Annotated in this window: 15 protein-coding genes and 1 CRISPR repeat array; of the genes, 11 read left to right on the top strand and 4 right to left on the bottom strand. The window is 32.0% G+C overall.

The window, feature by feature from the left end:
• Positions 1-189 precede the first annotated feature (189 nt).
• The 3 genes from Q0X52_RS07505 to Q0X52_RS07495 all read right to left on the bottom strand — a co-directional run bounded on the left by Q0X52_RS07505 (position 190) and on the right by Q0X52_RS07495 (position 1,979).
• On the bottom strand, positions 190-621 hold the full coding sequence (locus Q0X52_RS07505) for a hypothetical protein (protein ID WP_297576540.1): 432 nt from the start codon (positions 619-621) through the stop codon (positions 190-192).
• A gap of 768 nt (positions 622-1,389) precedes the next feature.
• Positions 1,390-1,665 (bottom strand): CRISPR-associated endonuclease Cas2, encoded by a 276-nt coding sequence (gene cas2, locus Q0X52_RS07500; protein ID WP_297576542.1) that lies wholly within the window; start codon positions 1,663-1,665, stop codon positions 1,390-1,392.
• Entirely contained in the window at positions 1,665-1,979 is a 315-nt protein-coding gene (locus Q0X52_RS07495; protein ID WP_297576544.1) for a CRISPR-associated endonuclease Cas1, read from the bottom strand. Before Q0X52_RS07495 ends, cas2 begins: the two co-directional genes overlap by 1 nt.
• A 205-nt stretch (positions 1,980-2,184) precedes the next feature.
• Between Q0X52_RS07495 and Q0X52_RS07490 the strand changes: the two genes are divergently transcribed.
• The 3 genes from Q0X52_RS07490 to csx20 all read left to right on the top strand — a co-directional run bounded on the left by Q0X52_RS07490 (position 2,185) and on the right by csx20 (position 4,794).
• Positions 2,185-3,159, top strand: coding sequence for a WYL domain-containing protein (locus Q0X52_RS07490; RefSeq protein WP_297576546.1), 975 nt, complete (start codon positions 2,185-2,187; stop codon positions 3,157-3,159).
• A gap of 109 nt (positions 3,160-3,268) precedes the next feature.
• A complete protein-coding gene (locus tag Q0X52_RS07485) occupies positions 3,269-4,429 on the top strand; it encodes a TM1812 family CRISPR-associated protein (protein WP_297576548.1) in 1,161 nt (386 codons plus the stop codon).
• Positions 4,426-4,794 (top strand): CRISPR-associated protein Csx20, encoded by a 369-nt coding sequence (gene csx20 / locus Q0X52_RS07480; RefSeq protein ID WP_297576550.1) that lies wholly within the window; start codon positions 4,426-4,428, stop codon positions 4,792-4,794. Before Q0X52_RS07485 ends, csx20 begins: the two co-directional genes overlap by 4 nt.
• A 4-nt stretch (positions 4,795-4,798) precedes the next feature.
• On the opposite strand, the gene csx2 is transcribed toward csx20, so the two are convergent.
• The gene (gene csx2 / locus Q0X52_RS07475; RefSeq protein ID WP_297576552.1) at positions 4,799-6,016 is read right to left on the bottom strand and encodes a TIGR02221 family CRISPR-associated protein; all 1,218 of its coding nucleotides are present in this window, start codon (positions 6,014-6,016) and stop codon (positions 4,799-4,801) included.
• Positions 6,017-6,525: 509 nt separating this feature from the next.
• Positions 6,526-6,712: a CRISPR direct-repeat array (repeat unit 25 nt; unit sequence TTGACCCGATTTAAGGGGATTGAAA).
• 115 nt (positions 6,713-6,827) lie between these two features.
• On the opposite strand from csx2, the gene Q0X52_RS07470 reads away from it, so the two are divergent.
• Genes Q0X52_RS07470 through Q0X52_RS07435 form a run of 8 tightly spaced genes read left to right on the top strand, consistent with a single transcriptional unit; the run spans position 6,828 to position 15,426 of the window.
• On the top strand, positions 6,828-6,989 hold the full coding sequence (locus Q0X52_RS07470) for a hypothetical protein (RefSeq protein WP_297576554.1): 162 nt from the start codon (positions 6,828-6,830) through the stop codon (positions 6,987-6,989).
• A 46-nt stretch (positions 6,990-7,035) separates the two neighbouring features.
• The gene (gene cas6, locus Q0X52_RS07465) at positions 7,036-7,773 is read left to right on the top strand and encodes a CRISPR system precrRNA processing endoribonuclease RAMP protein Cas6 (RefSeq protein ID WP_297576556.1); all 738 of its coding nucleotides are present in this window, start codon (positions 7,036-7,038) and stop codon (positions 7,771-7,773) included.
• Positions 7,774-7,781: 8 nt separating this feature from the next.
• Positions 7,782-9,329, top strand: a complete 1,548-nt coding sequence (locus Q0X52_RS07460; RefSeq protein ID WP_297576558.1) for a hypothetical protein — start codon at positions 7,782-7,784, stop codon at positions 9,327-9,329.
• Positions 9,326-9,847 (top strand): RAMP superfamily CRISPR-associated protein, encoded by a 522-nt coding sequence (locus tag Q0X52_RS07455; RefSeq protein ID WP_297576560.1) that lies wholly within the window; start codon positions 9,326-9,328, stop codon positions 9,845-9,847. Before Q0X52_RS07460 ends, Q0X52_RS07455 begins: the two co-directional genes overlap by 4 nt.
• Positions 9,844-11,250, top strand: coding sequence for a hypothetical protein (locus tag Q0X52_RS07450; RefSeq protein WP_297576562.1), 1,407 nt, complete (start codon positions 9,844-9,846; stop codon positions 11,248-11,250). The genes Q0X52_RS07455 and Q0X52_RS07450 overlap by 4 nt, the downstream gene beginning before the upstream one ends.
• Positions 11,247-12,635, top strand: a complete 1,389-nt coding sequence (locus Q0X52_RS07445) for an RAMP superfamily CRISPR-associated protein (RefSeq protein WP_269493289.1) — start codon at positions 11,247-11,249, stop codon at positions 12,633-12,635. Before Q0X52_RS07450 ends, Q0X52_RS07445 begins: the two co-directional genes overlap by 4 nt.
• Positions 12,619-13,059, top strand: coding sequence for a TIGR04423 family type III CRISPR-associated protein (locus tag Q0X52_RS07440; protein ID WP_269493291.1), 441 nt, complete (start codon positions 12,619-12,621; stop codon positions 13,057-13,059). Before Q0X52_RS07445 ends, Q0X52_RS07440 begins: the two co-directional genes overlap by 17 nt.
• A 3-nt stretch (positions 13,060-13,062) precedes the next feature.
• Positions 13,063-15,426, top strand: a complete 2,364-nt coding sequence (locus Q0X52_RS07435; protein WP_269493292.1) for a TIGR03986 family CRISPR-associated RAMP protein — start codon at positions 13,063-13,065, stop codon at positions 15,424-15,426.
• The last annotated feature ends 490 nt before the right edge of the window (positions 15,427-15,916 follow it).

Raw genomic sequence — 15,916 nt, 5'->3', positions numbered from 1 at the left:
GATTATATAAAGTCTGTATAAAGTCCTCATCAACATTGCAACCGATAGTGTAAATATCATCTATAAGTAAGATTTGCTTACCTTTTATAGGGAAGTGAAATCTGCAAGTATCTTTTGCGATTCCAGGATATGGCTTGCTTCCTACATTGTCAAATCCAGGCAGCTCATTTTTCATCCTTTGAGTTTATTTTATAAATCATAATATTCTGTATCTATTAAGCAGGGTATTACAAAAATCTTAATACTTATTTTTCCTCTTACGATAAAAATAAAACTATTATCAAAAAATGGTCTTCTAAAATCTATTTCACTTATAATATTTTTTCTAAAAATAATAATCTCTTCTAAAAATAAATATTTTATAACTATTTTATCTTCATATGATTTTACATATTTAAAAAATAGTGATTGATACAAAACAAGCAATGAAAAAACAGATACGAAAAATGCTGTAATTTTCGACACGATAGAAAACTGCACTTCAAATAAAATAATAAAATTTCCAAGCAAAAACAGGCTAAAGATAATAGCTACAAAAAATAGATTAAATATTTTCCTTTGATTAATTATTTGGTAAGGTGGCTTATTATTATTTAAATCTTTTTTTATATTTTTATTCATTTTTTAGCATTCCATAAATTACCTACTATTAATTTTACAATAAAAATAAATACCCCAAGCTAATTTAATAGTAGGAGTATTTTATATAACAGCTACCCAAAATTTGTCCTTTTGGGAAAGAACGAGTGAGAAAATAAATTCAATCCCCTTAAATTGGGTCAATGTCTTTTAATTAAAGTTGCCACAAGAAGAAGATTATCAATATAGACAAGCAGGGTTTCAATCCCCTTAAGTCGGGTCAATGTCTTTTAATATGCAGCCGTAGTTGATGAGTCTAGTAGAGGATATAGTTTCAATCCCCTTAAGTCGGGTCAATGTCCTTCAATAGCCTAAACTCTTATAATTCCATCATAAAAGACAATGAAAATTATATCAAATTTAGCTTTCTAAATCCTTATATCATCTAAATTTTAAGCAAAAAGTTCGCAAACCTAGTGAAATTTACAAAGAGCAACTTAGGAATTTGAGCTATCAATTTAATAAAATGCCCTAAATTTAGTACTTTTAAAAAATAAAAAGTTCGCAAATCAAATTTAAAAAAGCTAAAATTTTTAGATTTGCCAAATTTAAGTGAAAGCTAAGTTTGGCGATACCCGTAAAATGGGCATTTGAAACTTAAATCAAACTAAAAGTTCGCAAACCTAAATTTAAAAAGGTCAAATTTATAGATTTGCGAAGTTTTTTTCATCTTAAATTTATAAAAGTCCCAAATTTAACCAGCAAAAAGTTCGCAAATCAAAAAGGGGCAAATTTGATAAAATTCTAAGATTATATATACAAATCCATATCCGCAAATATATCATCTCCCATGCATAGTCCAAAGCTTTTTTTGACACAATTTTCACAGATCCTATAAATTCTTATACTATCTGCCTTTGGATCGGCTTGTTTTAAAAGCTTTGTTTTGAGATGCTTTAGTTTGGTATCGTTTAATTCACATTCAAAAACACTTAAATTTACTCTTTTTCCAACACCTTCTAAAATATCAGCTATTTTTTTTCTTCGTTTGTTGCTTATGATGTCATAAGTTATGAGATATTTCATTAAAATTTCCCTATGAATGACTTATAACTATTTGATTTTTCGTTTACGAAATTTGATAAGGCATAGCACTGTTTTTCTATGATGCTTTCTACTTTTACAACCTGTTTTTTGTAGGTTATGTAGCTTCCTAATTTTTCATTTATATTTTGAGCTATAAGTTTTTTTGTTTTGTCATTTAAAAATCCATCTTTATTTAGAGCCATTGGTTCGTTTTTGTTTATCATCGAAACTATAACTCTATCTACGATAAAAGTTCTAAATTCTTCTATCATATCGAAACTAAGAGTTGGTTTTCTCTCATCAAGTGCATGCAAAGCAGTTCTAGCAAATAGCTGTTAGTTAAATTTCATTTTGTAGAGCTATTGAGTTAAGGTTGTTTAAACTCTTCAGAGCTTATCTCACTACTCCTTTTGAAATTTAAATGGCTGTTTTTACAATCTAACTAACTTTAATCTTACTTTATAAAAGTTGATATTTATCAAAACTATAGAGTATAATAGCCACCAAAAAGGAGAGATGATGAAATCCGGCAAAATAGAGAGAGTTCTTGAGATATTTGACCTTTTAAATGATGGCAAAAAACTAACGATAGATAGTCTTAAGAAAAACAAAAAATGGTATGGAGTCTCTACGAAAACTATAGAAAGAGATCTGCAAGAGAGCTTTGAAATTTTAGATGAAAAAGGTTTTAAACCGCTTAAACAAAAGGACTCAAATGGCTTTATGGAGTATAGCGTAGCCAACAAAAAGATGTTTGAAAACTTTTGGGATAGAGATAGTTTAAGAGCTTTTGGACTTTTATACTCTTTGGTTGCCGATAGTAGCGATTTTAAGGAGATTTTCAAGCTTGATAGGAGCCAAAAAAAGGCTTTTGAAAAGATAAATCAAGAGATAAAAGATACCTATCTTTTTTTAAATAAGCCTATTGAAAAGATAAATGACCTAAAACTTTTGGGCAAAATAGAAAGAGCTATCAAAAACAGACAAAAAATCAAGATCAAATTTAGACAAGGCGATGATATCATAGAGGGTTTGGCAAATCCTTACTGCATCGTTTTTATGAATGAAAACTTTTATCTAATTTGTCATTTTCCAGATAGAAATGAGATATATAAACCTCGCATCAACTATATGCAAGAGCTTGAAATCACACCGCAAGTTTTCAAATCAAGAGATCCAAATATAGAGAAATTTATAGAAGATATGCAAACTCCATTTGCAAAATATAGCATCAATCCAAAACCAGTGAAAGCCATTATAAAAGTAGATTCGAGTGTTGCTAGATACTTCAAATTTAAGAAGTTTTTTAACTCACAAAATATAGCCAAAGAGCTTGATGATGGCTCGCTTTTGGTTGAATACACTGTTACGCAGGATTTGGAGCTGTTGTATTTTATATTAAGATGGTCAACTGCGGTTGAGGTTATAGAGCCAATCGGCCTTAGAAATTTAGTAAAAAATAGCCTAAAAAATGCCTATGAGAGATATAAATAATAAATTTGTTAAAAAGACATATTTTGTCTATTTAAATCTATATCATTGTGCATGAGATAAAAAAAGAGCGATAATTTTCTTTGCAATGTCAATTTACAAAAGGAATCAAATGAAACTAATAGCAACCGTCGGCACAAATCCAAACGAAGCCGAATATGAGCTAGATGGCAAAATTTACAAAGGCAAATACTCATTTTTAGCCCTTAAGGAACATTTTAAAATAGATGGTAAAGCAAATGTTATATTGCTTGGCTCATCGCAAACTAAATATAAGTTAGATGAGCTTAAAGAACAAGTAGGCGAGTTTTTATTTATAAATTTAGAAGATATGGCAGAAAAAGCAAACAAAGATGAAAAAGAGTTAAGCACAGTTTTACTTTCATATTTGGGCATAAAAGAAAATGAAGAGTTTATTTTAGATATAACTCAGGGCAAAAGACACCATCCAATAATGATGTTTTTATCGGTCATATTGTCAAAAACTATCAAACCTAAACATATCTTTTATGCAAATGTTATGGATTTTGCATTGAATAAATTTAAATTTGAAAGTTTTGAGAACTCTTTGGATGCTTCAAATTTGACTATTTTAGTTGATACCTATATCGCAAATGGCGGAGTTGCTACTATATCATACAGCAGCAAAGAGATAGAAAAAATAGCTAAATTGCTTTCAAATTTGAGCAATAATTTGCTTTTTAACCAATACATCGATGCTATAAATTCGGCTATCGATCTAAACAATTCTATTGTGCAAAACAAAAATACACTTTTTCAAAATAGCCTAAATAACTTAAAAACAGATATCAACAAAATCATTATTTTAAGAAATGAGCCAGAATATCTCCAGCTTTTGGGCTTTTGCGAGTATCTAAAAGACAAGAATTTATTCTCTTCATCGCTACAATTTTTATTTGAAAGTATTTTGTCCTTTTTGGAATCTTACATAAAAAAGGTAAAGCCAACTTTTATCCTTGATTATACGAGAAATAAAAAAGAAAAAAGAGTGATGATAAAAGAGCCATATTCTGATAAAAGAGATTGTTATTATAGAAGAAATGCTATAAAAAAGGGCTTTAGTGATGATGAGTATAAATCCATTTTTAAAAATTATCACAAACCAATATCTGAGATTTTATCAAAGATAGACAGAGCAAGAAACGACATAGCTCACCCAAATCAAGATCTAATCACTATAAATATCGACTTTATCTCAAGCAATTTAAATGATTTTAAAAAGATTTTAGAGGCGATGAAGGAAAGCAGATGAAGATGTTTTTGTTTTTTTCGCACAGCCTAAATGAAGATCAAATAAATGATGCAAAGTCAAATTTAAAGGTAGATAAGTTTATAAAGCTTGAGCCAAATTTACAAACTCTTTTTTCAAATGTCTCTCCAGAAATTACCGATCTAAGCGACTTTGCAAAGCCTTTTTTAGAGCTTTTAGACAAAACTGCCAAAAAAGGCGACTATGCTTTGATTCAAGGCGATTTTGGACTTTGTTATATCCTCATAAACTACTGCTTAAAACTAGGGCTAATTCCTGTCTATTCCACAACAAAAAGAGATGTTAAAGTGGATAAAGATGGTGTCAAGATAAGCACTTTTAAGCACGTTAGATTTAGAAAATACTAAGTTCTTATCTTCTTTTTTTAAAAAGCGGCTTGTTTAGCTGCTCTAAATATCTATCTAGATTGTTAATCGCATCGCTATCTTTTTGTCTTTTATCACACTCAAATGCATGAGTTATGGAGTTTCTTATTGGATTTATCTTCTTATATGCTTTACGGATTGGGTCTTTTTCCCCAGCACTTAGAATAATTGTTTGTGCCTCTTTTCTATCGGATTGATTTTCCACATCAAAGCCGCTGTCTTCACAAACTGCCGATATGATAGCCTCTTGCAAGACCATATAACCAAGTGCGTAGTTTTTGTTTTTGGTGTACCATTTTGCAAGATTGTATTGAAATAGCGCAAAGGACTCAACATCAAGCCACTTCACAAAACTTTCAAGCTCATCAATAATTGGCTCATATATCCTATTTTTAGCCTCTTTTAGCTCGGATAATTTTGGCTTGATTTTGGTGCGGAGTGCATCTTTGATACTTTTCATGTTGGACATATTTAGGGCATTTGAAAAGTAGATGAAATTTTTCCTAAAGCTAGATAAATTCTCATCATCGCTAACAAGCCTTAGCAAATCCGACGAATTGCCATACTCTTTGAAGTTGCGTATAGCTTTTGACCAGTCCAAAAACTCAAAAAATATCTTCAGATCCACAACAGGAGTAACACCGTCATTTTCAGCACTATACTCAAACATACCATAATAAACGCTCTTTATATTTAGTGGCTTTTCGCGTAAATTTGAAATCGCCTCACTCATTACAAAACTCATCAAAGAAAGCGACCTAAAAGAGTGCGTTATGTCAAGATAGATCTCATCATCTTTGTTTAGGTTTTTGGCAATATCCAAAAAATAGTTAAAATTTTCCAAAAGCTCATCTTCATTTACGCCATATTTGATGATGTAGCACTTAGAGCCTTTTGTATTGAGATTTTTATCTAGTTGGTCTTGTATAAGTGGGATTAGTGCATCTAGCTTTTTCTCCTCTTGGGCTTCTAAGATTTTATAACTAGTATCGGCACTGCCATTTCCAAGATCTTCATAAACTGCCTCCCATATGGAAAAACTAGTGCCAACGATAAAAACTTTATCAAAATTTATATGTTTATGAAGAGCCGATGCTATAAATTTTTCATCTTCATAAACCTTGCCATCTATCTCATAATTGGCTCTGTTGTAGCCACGACTGCTCCTACCTTTGCCTATGGAGGTTATCAAAACTTTAGCCATATAAATCCTTTAAACTTTTTTAGACATTATAGCTTTTGAAATTTAAAAACAATACTCTATCCAACATTCAAAGCTTGATTTATCAACATCTTTGTTAATTGATTTGCGAACTTTTTGGTGGCTAAATTTGGGACTTTGATAAATTTAAGATGAAAAAAAACTTCGCAAATCTATGAATTTAACTTTTTTAAATTTAGGTTTGCGAACTTTTAGTTTAACTTAAGTTTCAACTGCCCATTTTAGCGATACCATGGAACTTAACTTTCACTTAAATTTCGCAAATCTAAAAATTTTGGCTTTTTTAAATTTGATTTGCGAACTTTTTATTTTTTGAAAGTGCCAAATTTAGGCTGTTTTATTAAATTGATAGCTTAAATTCCTAAGTTGCTCTTTGTAAATTTAGCTAGGTTTGCGAACTTTTTGCTTGAAATTTAGATGATATAAGGATTTAGAAAGGCAAATTTAGTATAATTTTGATTGTCTTTTATGAATGAGATATAATAGTTTAGGCTATTAAAAGACATTGACCCGATTTAAGGGGATTGAAACAGTATATAGAGTTCATGTTCTTGATGCATTCTTATTAAAAGACGTTGACCCGATTTAAGGGGATTGAAACGCATATCATCAAACTCTGTAAGAACTAGAAGCTCTTGCATATGAAAAGACATTGACCCGATTTAAGGGGATTGAAAATTATAAATTTAAATAAAATTGCAAAAGGACACTTTTTGTCATCAAAAAACTCTACAATTTAGATCAAATTTAACTTGCAAAAGTTGATTCAGATTGAAATTTAGAAAGGTTTGAGATGAAAAAAAGAGATTTTAATGTTTTGCTGGCTCAAAAAGGGGAGATAACTCTTGCTACCAAGCGTGTCCAGTCAAAAAAGCTCTACAACAGAAAAAAGTATAAACTCACAATAAACTCACTTACCAAAGAGTTTGACTTTAAACTTAATAAAAATGTATAATCACGTAACAAGATGTAGTAAAATATCAAAATCTCAAGGTAAGAGCGTGATAAAATACTTAAAAATCTCAGTTAAAATCAACACAGAAGATATACCGCCATACTTTATGGGTAGTGAGCTTAGGGGTGGTTTTGGATATGCACTAAAAGCCGTTAATGCCACTCTTTTTGAGAAGCTCTACGCAACTAACAATTTTACAAATTTATATAGATTTGACTTTCGTTTGGGTATGCAAAGCTATGAGTTTGATCTCTATCTTTTTGAAGAGCTTTGCAACTATCAAGATGAGATAATATCGGCTCTAAAGACTCTTTTTATCAATGTTGGGCTTGGAGTTGATAGGAAAAAACAGAAAAGCTTTGAGATATCTTGTGATGAAATTTGCATATTTCAACCTAAAATTTATAGCCAAAAACTACTTTTGACTTTGATAACTCCACTTCGCATCAAGAAACAAAACTGCTTTGTAAGAGATGATGATATCGATGTTGTTGATATCATCTCATCCATCTACAAAAAAGCTACCTTTATGCAGCACCAAGCATTGCAGCCACTAGCTTTTAGCCCATCTTATAGAGTTTTATCCAAAAATTTATACTTTTTAGATATTGACAGATGGAGCAACAGACAAAAAACAAAGATGCAATTTGGTGGAATTGTTGGGGAGATGTTGCTTGATGAAGTTGATGAGATGAGTTTTAAGATTTTGTCTTTAGGTGAGATTTTGGGCGTTGGCAAGCAGTGTTCGTTTGGACTTGGTAAGATAGAGATATACAACAAATAGGAGCAAATATGAGTAAATATCTATATGGACTTAGTGTAAAAGATATCCAAAACTTGATCTTTTCTACTAACGAGCTTAGATCAATCATAGGTGGAAGCGGACTTATAAAGAGCTTTGAAGTTGATAAAAAAGAGTATGGCAAAAATATCATCATAAATGCAGCTGGTAATATAAAGCTTGTATTTGAAGAAGATGAAAAAAACAAACTTCTAGAGTTGGTGCTAACCTTAAGGAGAGAATTTAGCAAAAAGGCTTGTGGAGTAGAAAATTGCCAAAGTATAGTTAAATTTGAAGATGGAGAGCTTAAAGAGGCATTTAAAAAGCTAGAAAGAGAGCTAAATACTGAAAGAAACAGAGCGCATTTGCCTTTTGATTTTTCAAATTTTCTCATCAAAATGGCGCCAAAAAGTGGCAGACCGATGATAGCTAGTGATGATGCAGATTTGCTAACACTTCAAAAAAATAACTACTACAATGACAACATAAAAAAATATGATGATATTGCAGGACTAGAGATAAAAACAATACCCAAAAACTCCAAAAACAAAACCGCCATTATCCACGCTGATGGCAACTCTCTTGGCATTAAAATAGCCACTCTTTTAAAAGAGGCAAAAACAGACAAAGAGGTAAAAGATGTCTATAAAAACTTTTCAGCAAAATTAGAAGAGATTACGCAAAAAGCCTTTGAAGAGGCGATAAAACCATTTAAAGAAAAGAAAAGATATAAAAACATCAGAAAAGTGATATTAGGCGGCGATGACTTGGCTATCATATGTAGCGCCGATATAGCATTAGAGCTTACTAGCAATTTTATAAAGGCATTTGAAAGACTAAGCGCTCAAAAACTTTCCTTTAAAAATGCAGAAGATAGCAAGCTTACAATGTGTGCTGGAATAGCATTTTGCAACCATAAATTTCCGTTTCACTATGCTATAAATTTGGCGGAGAGCCTTTGTTCTTATGCAAAAGAGCAAAGCAGGGCGATAAACAAAGATTTACCACCATCAAGCATTATGTTTCACAATATCCAAAGCTCTAGTGTCTCAAACTATAAAAATCTCATCGCCACAGAGCTAACCTTTAGAAATATCATTAAAAAGCTGGGTATCGGCGAAGTTTTTATCGGCAAAGAGACAAAAAAAGAGTATAACAATGTAGATGTTGGGCTAAATTTTGGACCATATTTTATCAATGAAGAGGATGTTAGGGATAGTTCATTTATAACAGCAGATAGATTTTTGAAGCTTGTAAAGCTGTTTATGAAAAACAACTCTCCAAAGTCTAGACTAAGGGATTATTTAGATATTTTGGCAGATAACTACACCAACTCAAAAACAAGGCTTAAAAGAATTTCTGAGATGATTGCCTCTAAAAATAGTGGTAGCGATGATTTTACGACAAAAGAGTTTGAAGATCTGTTTAAATTTGGCGATAAGTTTAGCTTTACAAATCCTTTTGTAGTTAGGATAAAAGATGACAAACTATCGTGCTACACGCCATTTTATGACATTATCTCCTATTTTTCTATTACCGACAAAAAGGATGAGCAGTGATAAGGTATTGTATTAAATTTTTGGATTATTGGCATTTGGGCAGTGGCGATAGTGCAGGTTCTATGTATGATAGCATTGTCGTTAAGGATAAATTTGGACTTCCATATGTTCCTGGAAAGACGATAAAAGGGCTAGTAAGGCAGTATTTCAGAGTGATAGAGTCAAACGAAGAGAAAATTAAACATATTTTTGGAGGTGAGGGAGATTTTGAGGCAAACTCATACTTCTCAAACGCCACACTTAGCGAAGATGAGGTCGCATATCTTAAGAAAAATCACTCTTTGAAAAAATATCTTTTTGCCAAAATTTCACAAACTAGGATAGATGAAAATGGCATTGCCAAAGATCAGAGCTTAAGACAGCTTGAAGTTGTTATACCACTAACTTTAAGTGGCTTTATAAAGACAGATGAAAAGGAACTTATCATCAAATCTCTTCAGAGCATAAAGCAGATGGGCTTAAATAGAAATCGCGGCCTTGGAAGATGTGAGTTTAAAATAGTTGGAGATGAGAGATGAAAAGATACTATACATGCGAGTTTAAAAGCGATATCATACTAAAAGCGAGTGTCAATACTGAGGGAGATAGTCCAAATTTAGACTTTATACCAGGCAATGCATTTTTGGGAATGGTAGCTAGAAACTATGATAAATTTAAAGATCCATTTTATGTTTTTCACTCAGGCGAAGTTAAATTTGGCGATGGAGATATACTAATAGAGAGTTTAGTAGATAAGAGCAAAATAGTGCTAAAGCCAGGCTATAAAATTCCACTTTGTTTTTGCAACTTAAAGGTTGGAGAGGGATATTATAATAGGTTATTTTTGAGCGATGAAGAAGAACAAAAAAAGCTAATAAAAGAGCAAAAGCAGCTAAAACAACTTAGAGATGGCTACATAAATGAGGACTATTTTTCGCACAACTTTAACTACAACTATTCCCAAAAGTCAGCTCACGATGAAAAAAATAGAAGAAGCAAAGATGGATATATGTTTGGTTACACCTCTTTTGAAAAGGGGCTTAAATTTTTATTTAGCATAGAGTGCAGCGACGATGAAACACTAGATCAAATAGAGGAGTTTTTACTAGGTGAGCAACTTCTTGGCAAGTCCAAAACAGCACAATATGGCAGAGTTCTTATAGAAAAGTCAAATTTAAACGACGAAATAGATAGTTTTAAGCCAAATGACAATTTAACTTACATCTACGCAAAGTCTAGAATAGCGCTTTTTGATGAGTTTGGAAATCCTACCTTGCTAAGAAGTGCTTCTGATTTGGGGTTAAAAAGCGGGCAGATAGACTTTAGAAATTCTCACATAAAGGTTGGAAACTATATCCCCTATAATGCAAAAAAAATCTCTTGCGAGATGATGAGGTATTTTATAAAAAAGGGAAGCGTTATAACTATTAAAAATTTAGATAAAGATGAGAAAATTCCTAAGTATATCGGCAGTTTTCAAAATGAGGGTTTTGGTGCTATTTTGGTAAATCCTAAATTTTTAGATGTAAAAGATAGCTCAAATTCAAACTTTAATATAAATAAAAACAATGAAAATTTAGTGAAATTTAAAAAAGAGCAGTCAAAAAACACAAAAGAGCCACAGACAAATCTTATAAAATTTCTATCTCAAAAAGAGAGAGAAGATACTCAGTTTTTGGAACTAATAGATAGGGTTGAAGCATTTAAATACGGGGATAAAAATCCTACAAATTCTCAATGGGGCGCGATAAACAACTTTGCAATCAGATCAAAAAATGATGATGAACTACTTAAAAATATTGAAGAATTTACCAAAAAAGGCGTATCTAAAAAGCAGTGGGAAAATTGTGGCGAAGGACTTATAAAAGAGATTAAATCTCTGTCCAATAAAAAAATGTTTGTAAGACTTCTGTCTGCAAGATGTAGAAAGGATAGCAAATGAGTCAAAAAAGCATCATATCAAATATAATTATCGAAATGACTACACCGCTAAATGTAGGAAGTAGCGATATAGACTTTCTACTTGATAGCCCAGTCCAAAGGGATTGGAATGGCTTGCCTATGATTTTGGGTAGTTCCATATCGGGCGCAATCCGCTCTAAATTTATCAAAAATGAGGCCATATATTCTCTTTTTGGCGATGATATAGAGGAGCAAAAACAAATTCTTCCTAATAAGAGCGAAAAAGATGCAAAAGGCTCAAGAATTGTCATCTCAAATGCCTTGCTTTGTGATGAAAATATGCAAGTCTGCGAAGAGCTACTCCTAGAAAACAAAAGCGATTTTTTAAACTATTTTAGGGAACTTCCAGTAAGAGATCACAACCGCATAAATGATAAGGGTGTAGTTGAAGATAGTGGCAAATTTGATGAAGAGATAGTTTTCAAAGGAACAAGGTTTAAATTTAGGATAGAGATTTTTGAAGATAAAAAAGAGCTTAAAGATGAGCTTAGAGATATTATATTTATCTTGCAAAGTGAGACTTTTAGACTAGGTGGTGGAGTTACAAAAGGCTTTGGGGCGGTGCGAGTTTTGGACGAGCTTTCATCTTGGCAGGAGTTTAATATCAACTCAAATGAGTATAGAAATACTTCATCATCTCTAAATTGCTCTTTAAAAAACAGCTTAAATGAGCTTCAAATTTCAAAACTATCTGTTTTTGGAAGCGATACAAAAAAGCTAAATAGATATACTCTCAAGCTAAAACCAGATGACTTTTTTATGTTTGGAAGTGGCTTTGGAGATTCACAAGCTGATATGATGCCGGTAAAAGAGCATATTGTTTGTTATGATGGCGGCAAAGGAGCGATAAAAGAGAGCTTGACACTACTTCCTGCAAGTAGCATAAAAGGTGCGATTTTGCATAGAAGTATCTATCATCTAAATTTGCTTGATTCTAAATTTATTGGCGATAGTGATACACATAACAATCTTATATCTATATTTGGCACACAAAAGGGCAACAAAGACTTTCTAGATGGCAAAAAGGGCAAAATTTTAATGAGTGATCTGTTTATCGAAGTAGATGATGAGAGAGTTTTTGAACATGTTGCTATTGATAGATTTAGAGGTGGCGCCAAAGATGGAGCTTTGTTTCAAGAAAAAACCTCAATTTATAACAAGAGCATAAACTTGGATATTTTAGTTTATGATGATATAGACAGCAAAGAGCAAAAGGCCTTTGAAAATGCGCTAAATGATATCTGCAACGGAATGCTTCCACTTGGCGGGGCGACTACAAAAGGACATGGATTTTTTAGTGGCAAAGTTTTTAAAAATGGCAAAGATATAACACAAAAAGGATTTGTGCATGATACTAAAGAGTAAAAAAGAGGTGATAGAGTATATAAACTCAAATTTACAAAACTACGATGGCTTTGTGCAGTTTTCCAATAGAAAATTCGACACCAGTAAAGATCTTTTCATAGATAAATCTCTAAAAATAAGTGATGAGAGTGGTTTTATAAGCGAAGCGTATTTTTACAATGAAGCTACAAAAACAAGTGTCTCTATAAAAATGCTTGATGGAAAATGGCTAATTTGCCAGACGAATTTAGATGCTGTTTTGGATGATGATATTGAAATTTATGAAAGTAACATCTCAAATCTTTATATCAAAATGGCTCAAATTTACAAATTTGAAGGTGGATTTGCCAAAGATATGCAGGGCAATATCTTAGATGAGTTTAAAACGCCTATATTAGACAGAGTTGTTTTTGCCGGTTTTAGCAAAGAGATAAAAAGGAGTTAAGAGATGATAAAAGCACCTTATAATTTTGCCCCACTAAACAAAAAAGTATTTTATCCATCTTGGGCAAAAGATATTAGCCATGATATCCCATTTAGAGATGGACAAAGTGGAGAGTTGGAGCTAAGCATAACTGCGCATTCTCCAATTTTTATTGCAAATAGCAAAAAAGATAGAGAAGAAAAAGAGACGAAGTTTTGCAACATTGGCGGCAAGTTTTTTATCCCTGCTACAAGCATAAAAGGCACTATAAGAAGCGTTTTAGAGATAATTAGCTTTTCTAAACTTAGAGATTTTGATGATAGCACTTACGCTGTTAGAGACTTCTCAAAAGGTGAAAATTTTTATATGGAGCAGATGAGAAAGCCTACATATTGCGGTTGGCTATATAAAAAAGATGGTGATTTTTTTATACAAGATTGTGGTATTCCAGGTAGAATTAGTCAAAAAGAGATTGATAAAATTTACAATATGGAGTTTTCTAAGGAATTTAGAGATGGTTATTTTGAAAATAAAAATAAAAACAAAGAGCTAAAAACTGCTAAATATAAGTATGAAGACTCTCTTTTGAAAGGCAAAAATTTAGAAAATAAATTTAGATATTTAAAAAAAAGCTATTCAAGAGATATCTATATACAAGACAACAGTGGAAAAGCTGGAACTATCGTATTTACAGGTCAGCCAGGTGCTAGAAAAGAAGCTAAAGATGGAAAAAAAGCATCTGGAAAGATCTATGAGTTTATCTTCTTTGATGAGATAAAACAAGAGTTTTTAGTTTCACAAAAGATGATGGAAGACTTCAAATTTGCCTACTTTGACGATAGAAAAACAGAGCCAAAAGAGTCGATCGACTGGGGGTATTGGAAAGAAAAACTTAAAAATGCAGGAAAAGTGCCGGTATTTTTCCAGCTAGATGATAAGGGCGAGCTTCTTCATTTTGGACTTGCATATATGTATAAAATCATTTATAAGCACAGCATTTCAGCAGGTATTCTCCAAAACACAAAAAGCTCACTAGACCTAACTCAAGCCATATTTGGATATACCGACAAAGATACAAAAGAAGCACTTAAAGGAAGAGTTTATTTTAGCCACTTTCTTGCTTTGGGTAGTCCAAAAGAACTTGATTCAAGAGGTGAGATTTTAGGAACGCCAAGAGCCTCTTACTATCCAAATTATATCAAACAATCCGGAGGCGAATTAAAGAGCTATATGGATGATAGATTTGAGATTGCAGGTAGAAAAAGATATCCAGTTCATAAAGGCGGCGAAGTTTCTACTACAAAAGAAAAAGAAAGCTCAGAAAATGTAAAGTCATTTTTCGCGCCACTTGACAAAGGGACCAAATTTAGCGGCAAAGTTAAATTCCACAACCTAAAAAAGGCAGAAATCGGAGCGCTCATCTCAGCCATAACTTTTCACAATACCAAAAACACCTTTTATAACTTAGGCTTTGCAAAGCCATATGGCTATGGAAAATGCACCATCGAGATAACAAACCTATCACAAGATGAGATAAAGGAGTATTTAGCCGCTTTTGAAAAAGAGATATTAAAACAAATTCCTTATTGGGGCGATTTAGAAAAAAATGACTCTTTAAAAGAGCTTTTAGCTATGGCGATGGAGCAAGAGAGTAAGGGCGATTTTGCTTTGAAATATATGGATATTGGCGAGTTTTCAAAGGCAAAAACAAAAAGGGAGTATCTAAAATCTTATAGCTCATTGGTTAATTTTGATGATAGTTGCTTTAAACTCTCACTTTCCAAAGAGGAGCTTGAAAATTTAGAAAAAAACAAAGCAATTATTCAAAAATGGCAATCTATCCAAAATACACAAGATATCAATATTTTGAAAAACTTCATCCAAAACTATCCAGATAGCGACTTTACTAAAGAGGCAAAAGAAAAACTAGAGCAGATAAACACACAGATAAAACAACAAAAAGAGCAAGAAGAAGATAAAAAAGCTTGGGATAATTGGCACTCTATAACCAAAAGCAAGCAAAACAGATACTACAAAGAGATGATAGAAAAGCACATCAAAACCTATCCAGATCACGACTCTGTAGATGAGGCAAAAAAAGAGCTTGAAAGGCTAAGTTTAGAGAGTAAAGTAGAGCCTAGCGATAGCGCAAATGCCATGGATATCATAAAGCTTCCTAGCTTAGATGAGATAACTATGCTTCTAAAAAAGCTAGATAAAAGCAAGATTAATATAGACGATGACAATCGTGCCAAAATCGCAAGTCACATCGAAAACTTAGCAAAAGATGCTAGCAAAAAGAGAGTTAGGACATTTAGAAGAAAGGCAGAGCTGCAAAAGATTTTCAAAGAGAGCCAGATAGATGAAATTTTTAAAAAATTTGAGTGATTTTATCAACATATTTACTAATTGATTTGCGAACTTTTTATTTTTTGAAAGCTCCAAATTTAGGTATTTTATTAAATTGATGGCTCAAATTCCCAAGTTGCTCTTTGTAAATTTCACTAGGTTTGCGAACTTTTAGTTTGATTTAAGTTTCAAATATTAATTTTAAGGGTATCTCCAAACTTAACTTTCACTTAAATTTGGCAAATCTAAAAATTTTGGCTTTTTTAAATTTGATTTGCGAACTTTTTATTTTTTGAAAGTGCCAAATTTAGGCTGTTTTATTAAATTGATAGCTTAAATTCCTAAGTTGCTCTTTGTAAATTTAGCTAGGTTTGCGAACTTTTTGCTTGAAATTTAGATGATATAAGGATTTAGAAAGGCAAATTTAGTATAATTTTGATTGTCTTTTATGAAGGAGTTATAATAGTTTAGGCTATTGAAAGAGATTGACCCGACTTAAGGGGATTGAAACTAGCTACCATAGTAACCA

It is taken from the genome of uncultured Campylobacter sp., assembly GCF_947255105.1.
GTDB lineage: Bacteria > Campylobacterota > Campylobacteria > Campylobacterales > Campylobacteraceae > Campylobacter_B.
The sequence above is the reverse complement of the archived record's forward strand: the minus strand, read 5'-3'. Positions and strand labels throughout refer to the sequence as shown.